16 protein-coding genes and 2 pseudogenes are annotated in these 18985 nt (G+C 52.2%); 11 read left to right on the top strand and 7 right to left on the bottom strand.

From position 1 onward, the window contains the following. Positions 1 to 423: 423 nt before the first annotated feature. Positions 424 to 894 carry a DUF4365 domain-containing protein gene (locus tag F1381_RS11305; protein ID WP_187355295.1) on the bottom strand — a complete coding sequence of 157 codons (471 nt, stop codon included), beginning with the start codon at positions 892 to 894 and terminating at the stop codon, positions 424 to 426. A 102-nt stretch (positions 895 to 996) separates the two neighbouring features. Next, complete coding sequence (locus tag F1381_RS11300; RefSeq protein WP_151734940.1) at positions 997 to 1224, bottom strand: HTH-like domain-containing protein; 228 nt, start codon at positions 1222 to 1224, stop codon at positions 997 to 999. Positions 1225 to 1442: 218 nt separating this feature from the next. Between F1381_RS11300 and F1381_RS28800 the strand changes: the two are divergent. Continuing rightward, positions 1443 to 1709, top strand: a pseudogene (locus F1381_RS28800) (YciI family protein); the annotation flags it as partial. 116 nt (positions 1710 to 1825) lie between these two features. Here the strand turns inward: F1381_RS28800 and F1381_RS11290 are convergent. Further along, positions 1826 to 2806: a hypothetical protein gene (locus F1381_RS11290; protein WP_151734939.1), complete on the bottom strand. Its 981-nt coding sequence runs from the start codon at positions 2804 to 2806 to the stop codon at positions 1826 to 1828. Beyond that, entirely contained in the window at positions 2806 to 3303 is a 498-nt protein-coding gene (locus F1381_RS11285) for an RNA polymerase sigma factor (RefSeq protein ID WP_151734938.1), read from the bottom strand. Before F1381_RS11285 ends, F1381_RS11290 begins: the two co-directional genes overlap by 1 nt. A 325-nt stretch (positions 3304 to 3628) precedes the next feature. Here F1381_RS11285 and F1381_RS11280 point away from each other — a divergent pair, with 325 nt between their 5' ends. From F1381_RS11280 to F1381_RS11255, 6 genes and pseudogenes are all read left to right on the top strand, one after another. Beyond that, positions 3629 to 5476, top strand: coding sequence for a serine hydrolase domain-containing protein (locus F1381_RS11280; protein WP_187355294.1), 1848 nt, complete (start codon positions 3629 to 3631; stop codon positions 5474 to 5476). A 22-nt stretch (positions 5477 to 5498) separates the two neighbouring features. Then, positions 5499 to 6359, top strand: a complete 861-nt coding sequence (locus F1381_RS11275) for a YwqG family protein (RefSeq protein WP_151734936.1) — start codon at positions 5499 to 5501, stop codon at positions 6357 to 6359. Between the two features lie 72 nt (positions 6360 to 6431). After that, positions 6432 to 7178, top strand: coding sequence for a CPBP family intramembrane glutamic endopeptidase (locus F1381_RS11270; protein WP_151734935.1), 747 nt, complete (start codon positions 6432 to 6434; stop codon positions 7176 to 7178). A gap of 387 nt (positions 7179 to 7565) precedes the next feature. Next, positions 7566 to 8357: a hypothetical protein gene (locus tag F1381_RS11265; RefSeq protein WP_246187990.1), complete on the top strand. Its 792-nt coding sequence runs from the start codon at positions 7566 to 7568 to the stop codon at positions 8355 to 8357. Between the two features lie 114 nt (positions 8358 to 8471). After that, positions 8472 to 9155, top strand: a complete 684-nt coding sequence (locus F1381_RS11260; RefSeq protein ID WP_151734934.1) for a hypothetical protein — start codon at positions 8472 to 8474, stop codon at positions 9153 to 9155. 234 nt (positions 9156 to 9389) lie between these two features. Then, positions 9390 to 9527 (top strand): annotated as a pseudogene (locus tag F1381_RS11255) (YmaF family protein); the annotation flags it as partial. A 43-nt stretch (positions 9528 to 9570) separates the two neighbouring features. Here the strand turns inward: F1381_RS11255 and F1381_RS11250 are convergent. Continuing rightward, entirely contained in the window at positions 9571 to 10731 is a 1161-nt protein-coding gene (locus F1381_RS11250) for a glycoside hydrolase family 88/105 protein (protein ID WP_246187989.1), read from the bottom strand. A gap of 142 nt (positions 10732 to 10873) precedes the next feature. Here F1381_RS11250 and F1381_RS11245 point away from each other — a divergent pair, with 142 nt between their 5' ends. Further along, positions 10874 to 11710 (top strand): helix-turn-helix transcriptional regulator, encoded by an 837-nt coding sequence (locus tag F1381_RS11245; RefSeq protein WP_151734933.1) that lies wholly within the window; start codon positions 10874 to 10876, stop codon positions 11708 to 11710. 4 nt (positions 11711 to 11714) lie between these two features. Here the strand turns inward: F1381_RS11245 and F1381_RS11240 are convergent, their stop codons facing one another. Continuing rightward, on the bottom strand, positions 11715 to 12569 hold the full coding sequence (locus F1381_RS11240) for a LysR family transcriptional regulator (protein ID WP_151734932.1): 855 nt from the start codon (positions 12567 to 12569) through the stop codon (positions 11715 to 11717). Positions 12570 to 12687: 118 nt separating this feature from the next. Here F1381_RS11240 and F1381_RS11235 point away from each other — a divergent pair, with 118 nt between their 5' ends. The 3 genes from F1381_RS11235 (at position 12688) to F1381_RS11225 (ending at position 15339) form a co-directional block, all read left to right on the top strand. Continuing rightward, on the top strand, positions 12688 to 13431 hold the full coding sequence (locus F1381_RS11235; RefSeq protein ID WP_151734931.1) for an SDR family NAD(P)-dependent oxidoreductase: 744 nt from the start codon (positions 12688 to 12690) through the stop codon (positions 13429 to 13431). A gap of 178 nt (positions 13432 to 13609) precedes the next feature. Next, complete coding sequence (locus F1381_RS11230; RefSeq protein WP_151734930.1) at positions 13610 to 14170, top strand: hypothetical protein; 561 nt, start codon at positions 13610 to 13612, stop codon at positions 14168 to 14170. Positions 14171 to 14343: 173 nt separating this feature from the next. Beyond that, positions 14344 to 15339 (top strand): phosphotransferase enzyme family protein, encoded by a 996-nt coding sequence (locus tag F1381_RS11225; RefSeq protein ID WP_187355293.1) that lies wholly within the window; start codon positions 14344 to 14346, stop codon positions 15337 to 15339. 119 nt (positions 15340 to 15458) lie between these two features. On the opposite strand, the gene F1381_RS11220 is transcribed toward F1381_RS11225, so the two are convergent. Continuing rightward, entirely contained in the window at positions 15459 to 18947 is a 3489-nt protein-coding gene (locus F1381_RS11220; RefSeq protein ID WP_151734928.1) for a glycoside hydrolase family 2 TIM barrel-domain containing protein, read from the bottom strand. Positions 18948 to 18985: the final 38 nt, after the last annotated feature.

The following is an 18985-nucleotide window of genomic DNA, read 5'->3' as shown; positions in this document are numbered from 1 at the left end:
CTTGGCCGCATCAGTTTGCAGCTATGGACCCACTTACTGGAGCATAAGGGCTGGGGATGTCCGCGCACACAGACCTTGGACTTGGCTCGGTCATGGTATTAGGTGGATAATCGCCAACTAATTTTATCCATGCAGGTGTTATCACTCATCTAGTTGGAAAATCGCTACTTAATAAGGATGAGAATTGATTTCCAAGCCGATTTGACCAATTTAAGTGGCGATAATCCAATAAGTGTGCTGAAACCTCGTAAGAACGGCAGTATTAGTGTGCGGAAATCGAACTAAACTTTGACTGCATAGTAAATCGGTCTTTAAGGGGAAAAGTTAGTAAGCATAATCTGCAATTTTCATGGAGGTAGCATGTACATCATGCCTTAAATCATCCGTTAAGTTCGCGGCATGCCAGATTGATTCTTGTCCAGCTTACGCCTCTATTGGCGCTGATAAAAAGTCTTTAATGGATTCTTCAAATTTAAAAATCTCCAGAATGTCGTAATTTCTATTAGAAATATTGATCCCGTATTCCGGTTTGCTTGTTTGTCCAGGCTTGTCATAAATACGGTCCACAAACACCTCGTTAGGGACCTCCCAAGCCGCAGAAGGAATTAAGAAAAAATCAGGCATTCGGCCTTCTTTGAAAATTAAGAGTGCCAAGTACAAATTAGGATTACTGATATTGAACTTGCTCTTCTGGGCAAAAACGTACCCAGTTCCTCTTAATGACTTGACTTGGATTTCCGAGAATCGACCCATTTTATCTTTCACAATAAAGTCTATTCCCCGATCATCTACCTCTGAAGAAAATACCTCGAGTCCGTATGATGCAAATTCCATCTTGGCAAAGTATTCTGCGTATCTCCCAAGTTGTAATGTGTTAAGTACAGTCCAGTTCATGTTTGGCAAAGGTATTCCACCTTTCTGAATACATTAGTTTAATGCATGAAAATTCTCAACGTTTGGTATCCCCGAGGGTGATAGTCACACTATCCTCCCTACCTATTCCTTGGGCACAACATACTCAGAAAGTTTGATTCCTTTGCTTACTTCTGTGGCGTATGATAGGCTAATCCCCGAAGCGGAAACAATTTCTTTTACATTGAAATCATTTCTGAGGATGACATGCGCATACTTTACGCCGAACAAGTGAATCTTTGCAACTTGATAACCGTGAGGAGCGCTTCGATACATATCACCGAGTATTTTTCCAAGTTCACTAACTGTCATTTGGTTTACCTTCCTTTGGGTTTTTTCTTTTGATTAACGGTAGGCTTCTACAGGTTATATCGCAAATCCTGCCTAACAGGGTAAATTTAAAGCTAGAGTGCCGCCTGCGTTTTCTGATTGCAGTGTCCGCAGCTGCAAGTTGTGCTTCTAATGGGAATTTCATTAAAGTTTCTTGCTGAAATCGTTGGATCTATCTCGAAAAAGAGGAGGTGAGGATCATACGCTTTTTACTTATTGTCAAAGCCACAAAGAACTCGGAAGCCGGAAATCTCCCGAGCTCACAGCTCATTGAGGCCATGACGGAGTACAATGAGGAGTAAGTTAAGGCAGGCGCGCGGGTTATGGCTAGTCTTCATCCAAGTTCAAATGGCATTCGTCTTTCGTTTCCAGAACCGGGGGGAATTCCGGTGGTTACGGATGGTCCATTTACTGAAACGAATGCATGGATAGCCGGGTTTATTCTAATTGAAGTGAAATCAAGAGAAGCAGATCCGTTCAAGAGTGGGACTCCGTAAATAACGGACAATAAACAAAGCTAAGGGCCATCCGGCGCAGGATGGCCCTTAGCTTTGCTGACTTATACTGACCGCAGCCGTCTAATCTACTTCATGCTCTCCCAGAAGTTCTGAAACGCCCCCGGCTCCACCTCAAAGAACACCTGTGCATTGCCGTAACGCACCAGGCCCTGGCCGAAGAGCGTCAGCTCGACGCGGGTCTGATCCTCCAGCGTCAGATAGACCACCTTGCGGTCCTCGCTGTCGTAGATGCCTTGCTCCATCAGCGGCTCGGCGGCCAGCGGCCGAGCTGCCAGCAGGGCTGCCACGAAGCTGTCCAGCGCTTCGCCGGTATCCAGCGGGGCAAGCTGCTGCAGGCCGTTGTTCCAGCTGGCGAAGCTTTCCCACTGTGCCGAGGCGATGCGGCCTTCGAGGTTCAGCTTGCCGATCAGGTCGGCGCCGCTGCTGACGGTGATGCCGTTGGCCTGCTCGTAGAGCTCGGCAAACACCTGGCCGTCCACTTCTGTATAAGACATGATCCGGAAGTTCGTGTCATAGCCCTTCACGGCGTAGATGTCCGTCTCGCCGATATTAGAGGCCAGCTCAATATAGGCGTCCTCGCCGCTCCATTCATCAATGCCGCCGGTGGTGCGGCCGAGCTTGTCGCCGCGCAGCGCCGCTGCATCGGCGGCATCGATGCGGGTGGTCGCCTGGGTATAGACGTTGCCTTGATACACGACCAGCGCGATCATGTTCATCTGCGCTCCTGAACTCATATCCGGCAATTCCAGCTTGGGAATCACTACGGCGCTTCCGGTTGCGTTGCCGCCGCCGGTGCCCGGTGTAACAAGCGCTACCTCGCTGGAAGCCGGCCCCGATCCGTTCATCTGCTTCCATACCGCCGGAGCGGATAATCCGATGCCGGCGGCCAGCACGATGCTGGCTGCAATATATACGCTCTTGCGCGGGCGTTTGGGGTGCTTGCCGCGGCTATTCAATTGTTCTTCCAGTCTTGTCTTCATCTCTTCACTTGGCGTCATCGAATCCACCGCTTTCTTGTATTTTGTGCGAAACTCCTGCTCTTTCATTACACTTCGGCTCCTTCCAGTTCCAGTCTTAGCAGCTGCCGTCCCCGCTGAAGTCTCATCTTCACCGCGGACTCGCTGATCTCCAGAATGCTGCTGATTTCCTGGACGGGAACATCCTCGTAATAATACAAATGGATGACCGCTCTATACTTTACGGGCAGCGACAGCACGAGCTGGAGCAGCTCCAGCTCCTCAGGCCTACCTGCGGCTAGAGCCGGCTCTGCACCGTCAAGCTTAATCTCGCGCTTACGCCAGCTTCTGCCCAGCATGCTTTTGCAGTGATTGGTGATCACCCGGATCAGCCACGCCTTCTGGTGCTCGGCGTCCTTGAAATCGGGTGCTTTTTCCATCAGCTTGATGAAGGTATCCTGTGTCGCTTCCTCCGCATCCTCCCGGTTTCCGAGGTGGGCCATGGCAATGCGGAACAGCATGCTGCCATATGTTTCAAAGCTCTTCATCACATGAGTTTCCGGCCGGGTCATGCTTGAATGCTGCATGTTGCTCTGCCCTCCTTTACCTATAACACTGTTAAGGACGGTGTCCGGTCACATTTTGTTAAAGGAAGGAGGAAAAAATATTCACTGCGGAATCAAGCGCTGCCGTGTGCCCGCCCGCTCCGGTTCATGCAGACCGCGCTAGACTGATGATAGGTCAGGGCAGGGCAGGGTTATTGCCTATCTTCATGGAATATATAGCAGGAGTGGAAAATTATTTATTTACCAGAAGGGGTTGTTGACAGAAGTGATAGGGATACGCAATTCAGTCAGGAATACCATGCGAAGGCCAATTCGAAAGCTCCTCCGCCCGCCATTAGTAGCCGGCTTGCTGGCCGCTATACTTGTACTGAGCCAGGCAGCAGTGCCTGTGTATGCGGAAGACGGAGTGAAGGAGACTATGCCGTCCGGGACAGCGTTGTCTTTACTGGAGACGGTGACCGATCTGTTTGTCCGGAGCAATGAGAAGACGACAGCGGCCGTAGCGGTAGCATACGTTAATGAGGGCCGGACAATTTTTGACAAAGCCTACGGCATGGCCGATATGGAACACGGGACGGAGGCCAATGCGGATACAGTGTTTGAATGGGGTTCATGCACGAAGCTGCTGGTGTGGACCAGTGTAATGCAACTGGTGGAACAAGGAAAGCTCGATCTGAACGCCGATATCCGCGAATATCTTCCCGGGGGCTTTCTGAGCAAGCTGAAATACGATGATCCGATCACCTTATTGAACCTGATGCACCATACTGCAGGCTTTCAGGACCGGATCACGGATATGTATTACAATTCCGAGACGGATTTGCTTGAACTGGGAGAGGCGCTGGACCGCTTTGAGCCGGGGCAGGTGTACCGGCCGGGAGAGACGGTGGCGTACTCCAACTACGGGGCCGCACTGGCAGGCTATATTGTGGAGTTGCAAAGCGGCAAGCCGTTCTATACATACGTGAAGGAGCATATTTTTGACGTGCTGGGTATGGAGCGCACAGCCATTCATCCGGCACAGCACGATAATCCGGCAGTGGCAGAGGCCCGGAACAGCATCCGGGGCTACACAACTGGCCTGAAGTATATGCCTGAAAACAGAGGCTTTATAAATCTTTATCCTGCAGGCGCTGCGATTGGAACGGCGGGAGATGCGGCGAAATTTCTGGCGGCGCTGATGCCGGCCGGCGGCGGTGCCGGTCCGCTGTTTCAGAAGGAAGCGACATTGCAGGAAATGCTGTCGCCAAGTCTGAATTATGACGGTACCTCCATTCCGCGCATCGCACACGGGTTCTTCATTAACCAATATGCGGTTCCGGCGCTGGAGCATGGGGGAAATACCGTCGGATTTTCCAGCAGGTTTGTGTTCGATCCCGCTTCCGGATTCGGAATGGTGGTGATGACCAACCAGAATGGCGAGGAAGTATATAACACCGGGCTTGTCGAAAAAATCTTTGGTGCCAGCATATCCGCCGCACAAGCCTACACCGGTCAGATGCCGGAAGTGGCTGAAGTGGAAGGGGTGTATCTGCGCGCAAGAAGAATGGTCTCCGGCTATGCCAAAATATTGACTATGACTAACTTCCTTACAGTGACAAAAGTCAACAGCCAGTTCTACAAAGATCAGAACGGCGTTAGCTTCATTCAGACCGCACCGTACGAATATCTCCCTGTCGGCCATTCGGGGGTGCAGGTTTTTTCACAGGAAGCAGGAAAGGTCGTGAAGACCTCCAATACCTATGGGGATTATTACAAGGTTTCAAATTTCACGGCGCATATCGCCACAATCTCTTTGTTCGTTCTGGGCATCGGGCTTTTGTATAATGTGGTGGCGCTGCTTGGCGAACTCATTAAATGGATATTCCGTAAAATGAAAACACCAGCTAAACCGCAGATGGGTCCAAGCTTCACCAAGCATCACCTGTGGATGAATGCCGCCGGCGTCATAGTGACCGCTAATCTCGCCGCTTTAGTTTACAGGACCATAAATTACACGGCATATTCGGCAATTCTGATTCACCTGATATTGAACATCCTCTATGTTGTTCTGGCTGCAGCCTATGTGATTCTGCTGGCGCTCAAGCTTAGGCGGGCAGACGGCGGACGCTTCCGCAAGACCGTCTATATCCTGACCGGGCTTACCGGACTGCTCTTTGCCGTATTGATTGTTGGCTGGGATATGTACTATTAATTTCGGACAGGAGTGAAGAGGAATGGCAGACCAAGCTGTAATTGAATTGCTGCAATCGTACGGACTGGACCGGATCGAACAGGAGATCATCGCTTATGCTGCGGAAGCTGTCCGGCTGCGGACTGAACAAGAAGAGGACGAACTCATCGGCATCGGCTGCTCCAAGCTTGGCGGCCGGCCGGATCTGCCTGAAGCGGAGCACTGGCCGCAATACGAAGGCCGGTCTTTGCATTTTCTCGCCCAGATCCATCTGGACCAGGCTGCCGGACTTGGCGAAACGAAGCTTCCCGGCAAGGGCTTGCTCAGCTTCTTCTATGATGCGGTGGAACAGCCGTGGGGATTTGATCCCGGAGACCGGGGAAGATGGAGCGTGCTTTATACGGAGGGACTTCAGGAGCTGGAGCGCAAGGATGAGCCGACGGAGATTACGGAGGCGGGCTCCTTCCCGGCAGCCAGATTCACCTTCTCCAGACAGACCGATCTGCCGGACGGGGAATCGCTGCTTATACACCGGCTGAACCTGACTGCGGAAGAACGGGAACGCTACTGGAAAATGTACGGGAAAGTACGGGAGCTTAACGATGCTTCAGGCTATGTGCATAAGCTGCTGGGGCATCCCGATTCTATCCAGGGCGACATGCTGCTGGAGTGCCAGCTGGTCAATGACGGCCTTTATTGCGGAGATGCCACCGGCTACAACGATCCGCGCCGGGAGCTGCTGGAGCCTGAAGCTGACCGCTGGAAGCTGTTATTTCAGCTGGATTCCGAGGAGGAGAGCGGAATGATGTGGGGCGATGTCGGCAGGCTGTACTTCTGGATTACGGAGAAGGATCTGCTGCAGAGGGATTTCAGCAAGGTATGGGTGGTCCAGCAGTGCTGCTGAATTAGTAAGCTGGAAGACTTTGGCTTCTGTTCTGTTGGGATTTCCTGTATACTCCCGGCAGGGAGGGATTTTATGAAAAAAATTGGTTTTTGTTTCATGATCGGCCTGGTGCTGACAATGCTGATGAGCATCGCGTCCGCCGCCGCGACGATTATGGAGCTTAGTGACAACGGCATCATGATTGCCCAGGGATTGGCGTTTCTGGCCATGGGCGTTGGCGTAACCCTGTATATGCGCAAAAGGGACCGCAGCATGGCAGCCTTCGGATTCGGCAAATGGGATATCCGCGAAGACGGCAAAGCGCTGTATTACCTGCCGCTGCTGGTTATCGCGCTGGTGCAGCCGGTCATGGGCGGTTTCGATCCCAAGCTGACTGCGGCGAAGATATTGCTCGTGCTCGTCTTTTCGGCTCTTGTCGGTTATACCGAAGAAGCGGTATTCCGGGGGATCATGCGCGAGAAGCTGCGCAGCCGCGGCGCCGGATTCTTCATCGTCTTCAGCTCGCTCTTCTTCGGAGTGCTGCATATGGCCAATGCCCTCAGCGGCAAGGATGCACTGAGCACGTCCCTGCAGATCGTTAACGCGCTGCTGATCGGCTTCATTCTGGCTCTGCTGCTGGAGCTTACCGGCCGGATCGTGCCGCTGATCCTGTTCCACTTCCTGTTCGATGCACTGGCCCAGATGACCAATCCGGCGATTGAGAGCCATGAAGTCCTGGTTGTGTCTGTACTTAACGTCATCTATCTGGCGTACGGCCTGTATCTGATATACGCGTTGCGCCGCGGAAAGGCCACTCCTTATACGGTGACGGCAGCCTGACAGCTTTCCGGCTCCGCATTTTTTGTACATACCCGATAAGTAATCAAAACATCCTGTGCCAGCTAGAACGGCACACGCTGGCTGTATCATTTACTGGTGTCAGATCGGCGAGAACAGCATCATCGGCGCCGGAAGCGTGTTCACCAAAGATATCCCACGCAGGTACAAGAGAAAGGAGCGCTCCACGTATGGGTGCGCTCCTTATATACCGGGGTCCCGGCAAAGGAACTGAATCGGTTCATGCCAAAGCCTATAGACTCAGAAAATATAGTTGTAGACGCTTCATTAAGCTAATGGGCAGGATTGCGTAATGGTAGGATCATGATTTCTATAGGTAGTAATCCCAAAAGATGGATGCACCATGGTAAAATACTTATAGAAATTTACATGGGGGAAAACATGCCGATGACACATGATCAGTTTCTCGAGAACGTAAAGCTATTGTTACAAATGCATTCCGAAGGTCATCTTGGCGGTGAAGTAATGCCTGAGGATGTTCTATTAGGTGTTGTTCCCAATGAAGAATTAATGAACGTGCTAACTCTTGGAATGTCTTTAAATTATCAAAGAAACTCGTACGCCTTATGGCAGGCTATTCTTCATACGTATAACAATAATAATTCAAGGTGGATCTTTAATCCACGTTTAGTCTATGAAAACAGTATTGATGATTTGCGAACTGTTTTGGTTTATCACCGAGTTGCTCTACAACCAAATCGTCACCCGGAAATATGGAAAAAGGTATCGAAAGGTATTGTCGATTCTTCTCATAGAGGTGATGTGTTTGGACTAATTGATTCTGTTAACTTCGATATAGCGGTGTTAAAAAACATAATACAGAATAAAAGGAAGTCTGAATTTCCTTATCTTTCTGGACCTAAAATCTTTAATTACTGGTTATATGTGTTGGAGTCTTATACAGCAGTTAAGTGGAGATCTCGTAACCTTATTACAGTAGCTCCTGACACACATATATTACAAGCAACCGTAAAATTAGGATTGTGTACTTCCGAAGTATTAAACGGCTCGGCAGAGGATAGGCAAAGGGTTGCTGAAATATGGGAAGTAGCGCTGTTAGGTAGCGGATTAGCACCAATCGATGTTCATACACCACTTTGGTTATGGAGTCGTGCAGGTTTTCCTGAATTGTCTACAAATGTTTCGTTGTTTCGTTGTTAAGCTAACGGGCGGATTAACGTAAATCAGATCAATCACCCAATGACGGACGTACAGGAATGAATCATATTCGGAATAAGAACTGTCGGAGTTTCAGAAAGGCGGGGGGATTCGATCATGGGTGAAAAGGTTGTTACAGCCATATTAAATAATATAGTTTGGTGCGGAATAGTATGCGAGACGCACGGTATTACTGCAACTTCAAGTAACCATATTTGGAGGACAACATCGAAAGCGCCGACGTTTTACCCGGACTTAATTACATCAAACAGGTGTGTAACTATTGATGAGGTAATGGACATCATTGGTGGTAATAAAGATATATCTTCCATCAAAGATAGTTTTGCTAATCTCGATATGTCACCTTTTGCTTTTGAAATGTTATTTACAGCCGAATGGATCTATCATGCTCCGGTAGCTAAATTGGAGCCCGTTCAACCGGGATGGTGCCATGTCACAACAGAAAAAGATCTAGCAGATTGGACATCCGTCCATGGATCCGAAAATGTGATTAGACCCGAACTTTTAGAGCGCCCTGATGTAAAAATTTATTTAAATAAGAAAAAGGGTGAAGTGGCCGGATTTATAGCTAGCTTAGGTGCAAATGCTGTGGGGATATCCAACGTATTTTCAAGTGTTAACAACGATAATGTGTGGTCTGACATTCATAAAATAGTCGCATTTGATTTCCCGGGGTTACCCATGGTGGGATACGAACGAGGTGATGGTCTTACAGCAACACTTCAATTGGGATGGACAACTGTAGGTTCGCTTAATGTATGGGTGAGATCGAGTGATTGATTGCGCTAACAGGAAACGATAGTTTTATACAGCATGCAGATTAAAACCTCTCCTTAGAAGCAAACTAGAATTAATAGCTTCTAAAGGGAGGTTTTCTTATGAACTTAAATGAATTGTGGAATTTGTATGAGGCTGACAAACGCATTCCTAAGTTTTTGATTGGGGAGGGAGAAAAGATCAACACCTGGACAGCCGTGAGGATTCCTGCCTTTCGACTATACGCACAACTCCGCGGCGAACGAAGGCGCTGATCGACATAATCATCGCTTTGCAGGAGTTACTGGGCAAGCGATTCCAGTCGGAAATGGAAAACATGTACATTTTGTAACAGGACAAACGACATTAAATGATGGTCATGTTCACCAATTTTAATTCGCTACATGAATTCAAGCACCTCTTATTTAATATAAAGCGTTCAGTCTAATACTTTATTTTCACCGAACAATTGCACCTTTTCGACCAAGCTCATCTCGACGCACATCAGAATGAACGCGCCTGCGCCGTGCAGATCGTTCTCGCTGGTCGGGCGGGCGATATAATGGGCGTAGTCGCCGATGCCGGTGCCGATGCAGATGTTGCCGATCACCACATGGCCGTTCTCGTCGAACTTCAGCGTGTCGATGACGCCCTGATAGCCCTTCCAGGCGTATTTCAGATATCCGGCGTCCAGATAACCAAGCCTCACGGCCTTGGCGATGGCATGAACGAACAGAGAGGTGCAGGAATTCTCCAGCCAATTGTCCGGCCGGTCTCCCTTATCGATCACCTGGTACCATAAGCCGGTCGCCTCGTCCTGATAGCGGGTCAGGGCAACCAGCAGGTCCTGCAGAATGCTCACGAGCGCCGGCTTGTCTTTGTGATCCTCCGGCATATGCTCGAACATTTCCAGCAGCGCAACCGGATACCAGCCGATGGCGCGGCCCCAGAACTCCGGCGCCTGTCCGGTGGCCGGATCGGCCCAGAAGGCTTCCTTGGTCTCATCCCATCCATGGTACAGCAGCCCGGTAGCAGGGTCGAGCGTATGCTTGTGCATCAGGAGGGCCTGGCAGGCCATCAGGTCGAAGTATTCGGGTGCGCCGAAGGCTTCGCCGTACTGGACGGCAATCGGTCCCGCCATATATAATCCGTCCAGCCACATCTGGTTCGGATAACGCTCTTTATGCCAGAAGCCGCCGGAAGGATTGGTCGGCATTGCCGGGATCAGCGGTACGAGGTAACGCAGGGCTTGTTCATATCTGCGGTCGCCCGTCTGCTCCAGAAGATTGAACAGCAGAACCCCCGGCTGGATATCATCCAGCTCCTTCGGGTTATGGTGCTTGATGCTGCCGTCCGGAAGCACCTGGCTGTCTACCCATGCCTTAAGATACTCCAGATACTGCGGTTTCTTCGTCGCCCGCCAGCATTTCTCCATCCCCGACAGGAAGACGCCCTGATGGTAATGGAAGCGGTCCGGCGGCAGCAGCTCCGGTTCAAATTTGGCCATCAGCGCTTCGCAGGCCTTCTCCGCCCAGTCGATCGGGCTAAGCTCAGTATGCGGTTCCTGTACGCGGTTTGATTCGGATACATTCATTTTCATGGTTGCCTCCCTCTTGGATTTAAGGCTATAGTAGCACAAGAAAATGTACATATTTTGCTAGAATACTTTGTTTCTTCTTATATCTTGCGGCAATCGCCTGGAAGGTTATAATAAAAGAAAATGCAGAAAAGGTGGACGACCAGTGGCAGATATTCATTATGAGAACGGTGATGGGACGTTTACCGTCTCCCACCGGAAGGCGCGCAGCCATCACATGCCGGTCAGCCATTTTCACAGCACCTATGAAATTTTCTATTTAATGGACGGCAAGCGGGAATTCTTCATCAAAGACCGGACGATGGTGGTCAGCGCCGGGGATGTGATCCTGATCGCGCCGAATGTGCTGCACCGGACGGCCAATACGGAGCTGCCGGGACATGAACGCCTGGTCGTTAATATCCATGAGAGCCATATGGCTGCGGTCAACGGCGCTTATGCGGATGTACTGCAGCCGCTCTTCGAGCATGATTACCTCATTGCCCGCTGTCCGCTGCAGGAGCTGCTGGCGATCGGAACGCTGGCCCAAAGGGTTATTCGGGAGATGCAGGAGATGAAGCCCGGCTATGAGATGTATGCGCAGACGCTGGCGCTGCAGCTGCTGATTATCTGCTGCCGCCATATCGCGGATACCCGTACGGAGCAGCTGGAATCGCCCAGCCCGATGCATGAACGGATTTCCGGGGTTGTCCGCTACATCAACAGCTACTATATGCACGAGCTGTCATTGTCACTCCTGGCGGAACAGTTTTATGTGAGCCCGTATTATTTGAGCCGTTTTTTTAAGGAAGCGACCGGCTTTACGTTCGTGGAGTATTTGAACAGCGTCCGCATCAAGGAGGCGAAGAAGCTGCTGGAGTCATCAGCGCTGAAGGTCCATCAGATTGCCGCCAAGGTCGGCTTTGGCAGCGTCACCCATTTCGGCAGGGTGTTTAAAGAGGTGACGGGGCATGCCCCGCTGTTTTACCGGAAAGGGAGGTAGGGGGCTAACTTTGCCCTATTCGGGTTTCCTCCAAGAAACGGATGAATTTCTTTAAGACCTGGGATTGTGTCTTCCTAAGTTTAATCAAGAAGGTAACTCTAACGGGTTCGCATAACTCCTCGTACTGAATGGATTGCAGTTCCTTGCGGCTATAGGCGATATCTGCCGGAATGACACTGATCCCCAGCCCGTCGTTCACCGCCTGCAGAATGGATTCGAGGGAATCCAGTTCCATCACCGCCCGGTTCTGCATATGTTCATCCTTAAAGATATCGAGCAGTCTATTTCTGTACACACAGCCCGTATCGCTGTTCATGAGTAAAGTCTGCCTGAGAGGCTCCTGACCCGGATGAAGCTTAGGGGAAATGATCACAACCTTCTCTTCATAAGTATATACCGGCTCGAACAGTGCCTTATTATAAGGACCATTTACAAAGATGCCGTCCAACTCTCCGTAAGAGAGCATTTCTTGTAACCGTTCCGCAGAATTCGTTCTCAGCTTTACATCAATAGGGTTATCTCGCAGGAACGAAGAGAGCCACTCAGGAAGGCGGAGCGCGGAAATTGTCTGGGTTGCGCCTATCGCCAAAGAATGCTTCCATTTTGCCGGATTGACCGCCGATTTGGCTTCATCCATCAGCAGCAAAATCTGCCGGGTGTACTCAAGGAATTGATTTCCCTCTTCAGTAAGGGTTACTCCTCTATTGTTGCGTATCAATAACCGGACACCCAGCTCTTCCTCCAGGCTCTTGATTCTCTGGCTGATATTTGATTGCACGTAATCCAGTTTTCCGGCAGCCTTTGAAATGGACTTCAGCTCGGCAACCTGCTTGAAAATCCTTAAATCATGACTTTCCATACCGCATTGCCTCCACGGGTATCATTTGTAATGATATCCTCTTTATTTTTCCGAATTATACCTCACAACCATGCAAAAGTATAATGAACCTATCCAAATGAAGGCGGGGATGAGTGCAATGGATTTGCAGGATAAAGTGATTCTCGTGACGGGCGGCGGAACGGGAGTGGGAAGAGCCACGGCTTTAAAGCTGGCGGCTAAAGGCGCAAAAGTTGCGGTGAATTATAGCCGGTCTGAACAAGAGGCACATGAGGTTGTTTCTGAGATTGAAAAAAGGGGCGGCACCGGCTTCGCTTACCAGGCGGATGTAGCCAGCAAACAAGAAGTCGATGCTTTAGCGGCCTGCATAGCCGGGCGTTACGGTACGATTGACGGTTTAGTCAATAACGCGAGTATTACTGCCCAGATCGCGATGGATAACTTAGAGGCAGCGACGGATGAAGTGTGGGATTCTCTGTTCAGTGTAAATGTAAAAGGGATGTTTCACTGTGTACAAGCGGTTGTCCCTTATATGAAAAAGCAAAAGTCGGGGGCGATTGTGAACATGGGCAGTGTGGCAGGAATTACCGGAATCGGCTCCTCTATCCCTTACGCAGCTACGAAATCCGCTATACACACCATGACAAGGTCGCTGGCTATCGCGCTCGCTCCTGATATCCGGGTGAACTGCATCTCTCCAGGTGCTGTGGATACAAGGTGGTGGGCAGGGCATGAAGAGAAAATGATTCGCCTGGCCGGAAACCTCCCGCTGCAGCGGATTTCCACTCCGGACGATATGGCAGAGGCGGTTATTTTTCAGCTGACCCAGGCTTCGGTTACGGGTCAAGTCTTTACCATTGATAACGGACAAACACTCTGCTAGGTTTAAATCAAACTCTCTATGTTGCCAGCAGAAAAATAAATGCCTTTTTTCAAAAATGGATTCACAATAAAACAAGATAACGGCCATACAATGATTGTAGAGCCAGTGAATGATTCATTCACTGGCTCTTGAAGTGAAACATAACCAATTCACTACAAATAAAAGGATGCGATCAAGCATGCTGCGAGTAAAACATAGCCGGCCCCTGCTTCTGTTGTTATTCACATGTCTATGTATATCAGGCTGTCAGGGGAATGAATCCGCTAACCGCTATACCAAGCCCGAAAATTATATTACTCACGATAATTCACGCTTCAACTTCAGTGTCGATTTCCCCGATGCCTGGGAATATACACTTGATGGAATGGAGAACTACAAGCCTGAAGATACAGGATTACCGGAAGAATTGCCGCAGGCAGGTGTTGAAATTATTTTTGACAATGATCCCGAGCAAAGAATCTTTGTTTATGGCCAAAACGGAACCATTACCTGGGACGCCAGAGAGAACACCGTTGTGGAAGAAATCGTCACAGGCAGCGGTTTAAAAGGGAAGAGTTATACGGATCTGAGTGACAATAACCTCGATATTTATTTTGTGTTTGATGACAATAATTTCCCTGGATACAGATCGCGATCAGTAGGCGGAATTATCCGCATGAATAAAGACGTTTATGATCGAAACAAAGATGATATCGAGCTTATGATGAAGAGTATAAGGATTATTAATAAAGGCAGCTAACAAGCCCCAGATCATGAAGCAACGCCCCGCAATCACAAGCGCTGCCTTTACAGCAAGTCAGCAATTTATGTCCGGTCATTGGGGCCGGGCTGCGGTACACTTTAGGCAAGCTCTCCGGCGGAAGGAGAATGTTTGCTGCGCGGTTGCCGGAGACATGGTTAAGGGGGAATATCATGATCCAAATTGCAGATGCTTCATTGGCAGCGCTGGCGAACCGGTTCGGAACACGTATGGATGACCTTACTTATGTCGGCGGGGGCAAGGAAGAATCGGACGGCGTGCTGTATGCTTACCGGGACCCCGGCGCTTCCGCGGATATGGTGCTGAAGATTCTGGCCATTCCGAAAGCAGATGAGGCTAGGGCCTTCAAAGAAATCGATGAGCGCACCCGATTTGTTTATTTTCTGGGTGAACAGGGGATGGAGATCACTCATCCGGTGCTCAACCGGAATGGCAACCTGCTGGAGACGCTGGAAGCGGACGGACATATTCTGACGGCGTATACGATGCACCGGATTGCGGGGAACACACCGAAACGGGAAGAACGTACCAAGGATTTCTACATAAAATATGGACAGACGGTCGGCAAGCTGCACCGGCTCACGCAAAGCTACCCGAAATGGAAGGGCAATGCTCCGGACGGGGACGGCGAGGTGCTGAACTGGCGCGATGAATGGAGCTTCTTCTACAACTGGTGCAAGGACGAGGAAGTGAAGCAGGGCTGGCAGGAGGTGCGCAAGGAGCTGGAGCGGCTTCCGGTAACACGGGAGAGCTTCGGGTTTATCCACAATGATCCCCATATTGAGAACATTATGCTGGACGGCAGCGGCAATGTCATTCTGATCGACTTTGATGTGGCCAATTATCACTGGTTCGCCAATGATATCGCGATTGCCTCACAGTTTCTGCTGTTCTCGCCCGCAGGCGGGATGAGCGGTCCGTTCCAGGATTTCGGCGCGTTCAAGTCCTTTTATCAGCATTTTATGGACGGTTACGAGCGGGAGAATCACCTCGATGCCCTCTTTCTGGCGCGGCTGGAACTGTTCATCAATTACCGGCGGCTGCTGATGTACACTATATCGCAAGGTTGGCTGGAGAGCCATCCGGAGCAGCAGACCTCATGGAAAAAGATGATTGCCGAAAGCGGGCCGCTGGGAATCTTCGGCTGATGAGTTGAGCTCATGGCAGCAAGCCGGTCCGGCGAGCGGACGATAAGGGAATACAAAGGCGTGAGCAACACAAAGAGGGCTGCCCAACGGACAGCCCTCTTTGTGTTTGCTTATGACAATTAAGAGAATTGGAACCACTGCAGATCAAACCGGCTGCCCGGCAGGAACAGCACGGTTACGGTCTGTTTGCCGGTTACCGGCGGCTCCAGTACAAATTTCCTTTCGGTATACCCCTCAGCCCCGGCGAACTCGATCAGCTGCTTGGAGTCGCCGTCTTCTCCGCTGAACAGGAAATGCAGGGTGTTGTGCTCCAGGGCGGAACGTCCGCAAATGGTCAGACGCGTTGCCCCGCTCTCACCGAAATCCATTCCCTCATACACCAGGGACACGTTGTTGCCGATGCCCTCGATGGCGTTCTCCCTGACGGTGAACGAGTCGCCGTAGATCCGGCTGTTCTCCAGCGCGCTGAGACGCTCGAAGGCTTTCAGCTTCGGCAGGAAGCGGAAGCCTTTGAGATGGATTTTGCGCCGCAGGAGGAAGGTCAGGGAGGTGACTCCGCGCAGACGCCGCGGCAGCCTGTAGGTCTCTTCCTGATACACGTTCCACTGCGTCGGCTTCTGGTAGCGCACCTCGGCCACCAGCTCTGCGCCCGGCTCACCGGGGAGACCCTCCCAGATCTCAATCGGGAATTCCTCGCTGTCCAGCGAGAAGACCGGCAGCACCAGCTCGTCTGCGCCGTAATCGCCGAAATCGATCCGCTCGAAATGGATCAGGCTTTCGCCGTCCCGGGCGGTGGCTGCGCCGCGTTCGTTGCCGTTCGTAAGGTTGCGGCTGGCGGCGCTGTGGTAACCGCCGGACACCAGCTCATACGGATTCAGGAACGGCTGGCCGAAGCCGGTCAGCTTGAATTCCATCTGCGCGTAGAGCCGGACGCCGCCGTCCCCGCCGTTCGCGGTGCCGCAGCGGATATAGACATCGCCGTCTCCCAAAGCGGAGATGACGGCTTCTTCGCCGTTGACCTGGATGGCGGCACTGTTCGCATCGATGCCCGCTGCGTTGGTGATCCGCCACTCCACCTCACGGAAGGTGGCATTCTCCGGATGTAGCTTCACGCGCACTGGCACGAATGGCCGCTCCGGGGTGATGTGATTGCCTTCCGGGCAGATGATTTCCAGCTTGCGTACCGGAATATCCAGCTCGGCCGAAGCTGAAGCAGCGTCCGGCGCGGCATAGGCCTCCAGCGGGCAGTCGGCATAGAGATGGCCGTCCTCATGGTCCGGTTCTTTGCTATCCGGCAGCACGGCCTGGAGCGTCAATTCACCGGCAGTAAGCCCCGGCGAGACAGCACGGACGTTCACAGGACCGGCGTCCCGTGTGGCCGCAATGACGGCGAGCAGCTTGCCGCTGAACATTCTGCGGCTTACGCCTTTATAGGCGTCGTAATCGGTGCTGTCCCCGTTGTCCAGGCCGATCAGACGTCCCGGACCCTCGACCGTAAAGCGGACACGGTTGTTGGCATTCTGGACGATGCGCCCTTCAGCGTCGGCGGCGGTCACGGTCACGAAGATCAGGTCCGAGCCGTCGGCGGCCAGCGTCGTCTTGTCCGGCGTGAGGATCAGGGCTGCCGCATCGCCGAAGGAGGTCTGTTCATCCGTGGCAATGATCCGGCCCTCCCCGTCATAGGCGACGGCGCGCAGCACGCCTGGAGTATAGGGGAGCTGCCAGTTGCCGACCAGCTGCTTGCCCCGGGCATGGTCGATATCGAAGGAACCCTGCGACTCGCCGTTCAGGAACAGCTCGATCCGTGGTGCGTTGGAGGTCACGCGCACATCAATAAGCTGTCCCTCCGAGAAATCCCAGTACGGGAAAATATGAATCATCGGATGACTCCGGTAGTCGGTCCATTCCGCCTGATACACATAGAAGGAATCCTTCGGAAAGCCCGCCGTATCGATCTGGCCGAAGTAGGAATTCTTCGTGTGGTACGGCGTAGGCTCGCCGATATAGTCGAAGCCGGTCCACAGGAACTGCCCCAGCGAGAATGTCGCGTCGCGGTCGGAGATGACGCAGGCTTCGGTGCTGCGGGCTCCCCAGCTGGTCGAGCTGTTGCCGAGGGAGGAGCACTGCTCGTCATCGTCCGCGAGGATCGGCTGGGCCAGCGGAAAATGGTATACGCCGCGGCTTTGCACCGTGGAGCAGGTTTCGCTGCCGTAAATGAACCAGTCGGGATGCTCCCGGTGGTGCTGCTCATAATACTTCTCTCCATAATTGTAGCCGGCGACCTTGACAATATCCGCGCATTTCCGGGCATTCTCCCAGGGCATGAAATTGGAGCCGATCGTGACAAAAGCGTTGACCCGCGGATCGTGCAGGAGCACTTCCTCCATCAGCTCACGGGTAATCTCCTGGCCGCGGGCATCGGCATGGGTATCGTAAATTTCATTGCCGATGCTCCACATCAGCAGACTGGGCCGGTTGCGGTCACGCCGCACCCAGCTGGCGATATCCCGCTTCCACCACTCCGGGAAGAACCGGGCATAGTCGTAAGGCGTCTTCGGACGCTCCCACATGTCGAAGGCCTCGGAGACGATCAGAATGCCCAGCTCATCGGCCAGCTCCATCAGCTCGACCGCCGGCATATTGTGGGCGGAGCGCACGGCGTTAACCCCCATCTCCTGCAGCAGCTGAAGCTGCCGGCGCAGCGCGGCCTTGTTGACGGCGGCGCCCAGGCTGCCGAGGTCGTGATGCTGGCACACGCCCTGCAGCTTGAGCTGGCGGCCGTTCAGGAAGAAGCCCCGCTCGCTGTCGAGCTCAAAGGTCCGGAAGCCGAAGTCCTGCGATTCTTCTTCGATCACTGCTTCCCCGGTGATCAGCTCGGTCCGTAAGCTGTACAGAGCGGGGGCGGCAATATCCCAGAGCTGCGGAGCGCTCACACTCAAGCGCGAGCAGACAACTGCGGCTGGTTCCCTCTGCGGGTCCGAAGCGGGAACCGCCTCTTCCACAGAGGTAACGACAACGCCTGCCCCGTCGAGAATGCTGTGGCGCAGCTTCAGCGAAGCAGGAACGGCGCCGCCCGTAACCAGCTCGCTCTCCACCTCGACGGTCCAAACATCACCGCCGGCTGGTCTGGCCGAGATGTAAATCCCGTCCGGTGCGAGATGGGTATCGGGATAGGACTTCAGCCAGACGGAGCGGTAGATTCCGGCTCCGGAATACCAGCGGGAGTTCGGCGATTCATGGATTACCCGCATCACAATGAGGTTGTCGCCTTCCTGCAGATAGGGGGTAATATCGAACTCGAAGGTAGAGTACCCGTATTTCCACTCGCCCGCCGTTTGTCCGTTGACATAAAGCGTCGAATTCATATAGACCCCTTCGAAACGCAGCGCGTACCTGCGCTGTGCGGGAAGTTCCGGCAGCGTGAGCGTCTTGCGGTACCAGCCCTCGCCGTCCTCATACAGATTAGAGGTGTTGTAGATCAGCCAGTCATGGGGCAGGCTGACCGGCAGCCAGGTCTCGCCGGCAAGCGCTTCCACTTCGGCGGGCTGCGTATGCAGCGGCTGCTTGGTGAAGTGCCAGCCGGTGTTTATTTTGCGTTTGATGCTCATACGCTGGAATCTCTCCTTTATGGTGATCTCATTATTGT

Origin of the sequence: Paenibacillus tengchongensis, assembly GCF_008973665.1 — a bacterium.
Lineage (GTDB): Bacteria > Bacillota > Bacilli > Paenibacillales > Paenibacillaceae > Paenibacillus_AQ > Paenibacillus_AQ tengchongensis.
Note: the sequence above shows the minus strand (reverse complement) of the source record. Positions and strands in the feature narration are given on the sequence as shown.

Excerpts from the sequence above, each read along its gene's own strand:
- F1381_RS11240 (WP_151734932.1), bottom strand. The coding sequence starts at position 12,569 with ATGGAAAGTCATGATTTAAGGATTTTCAAGCAGGTTGCCGAGCTGAAG.
- F1381_RS11260 (WP_151734934.1), top strand. The coding sequence starts at position 8,472 with ATGGGTGAAAAGGTTGTTACAGCCATATTAAATAATATAGTTTGGTGC.
- F1381_RS11275 (WP_151734936.1), top strand. The coding sequence starts at position 5,499 with ATGGCAGACCAAGCTGTAATTGAATTGCTGCAATCGTACGGACTGGAC.
- F1381_RS11305 (WP_187355295.1), bottom strand. The coding sequence starts at position 894 with ATGAACTGGACTGTACTTAACACATTACAACTTGGGAGATACGCAGAA.
- F1381_RS11230 (WP_151734930.1), top strand. The coding sequence starts at position 13,610 with ATGCTGCGAGTAAAACATAGCCGGCCCCTGCTTCTGTTGTTATTCACA.
- F1381_RS11225 (WP_187355293.1), top strand. The coding sequence starts at position 14,344 with ATGATCCAAATTGCAGATGCTTCATTGGCAGCGCTGGCGAACCGGTTC.
- F1381_RS11220 (WP_151734928.1), bottom strand. The coding sequence starts at position 18,947 with ATGAGCATCAAACGCAAAATAAACACCGGCTGGCACTTCACCAAGCAG.
- F1381_RS11300 (WP_151734940.1), bottom strand. The coding sequence starts at position 1,224 with ATGACAGTTAGTGAACTTGGAAAAATACTCGGTGATATGTATCGAAGC.
- F1381_RS11265 (WP_246187990.1), top strand. The coding sequence starts at position 7,566 with ATGGGGGAAAACATGCCGATGACACATGATCAGTTTCTCGAGAACGTA.
- F1381_RS11290 (WP_151734939.1), bottom strand. The coding sequence starts at position 2,806 with ATGAAAGAGCAGGAGTTTCGCACAAAATACAAGAAAGCGGTGGATTCG.
- F1381_RS11270 (WP_151734935.1), top strand. The coding sequence starts at position 6,432 with ATGAAAAAAATTGGTTTTTGTTTCATGATCGGCCTGGTGCTGACAATG.
- F1381_RS11250 (WP_246187989.1), bottom strand. The coding sequence starts at position 10,731 with ATGAAAATGAATGTATCCGAATCAAACCGCGTACAGGAACCGCATACT.
- F1381_RS11235 (WP_151734931.1), top strand. The coding sequence starts at position 12,688 with ATGGATTTGCAGGATAAAGTGATTCTCGTGACGGGCGGCGGAACGGGA.
- F1381_RS11285 (WP_151734938.1), bottom strand. The coding sequence starts at position 3,303 with ATGCAGCATTCAAGCATGACCCGGCCGGAAACTCATGTGATGAAGAGC.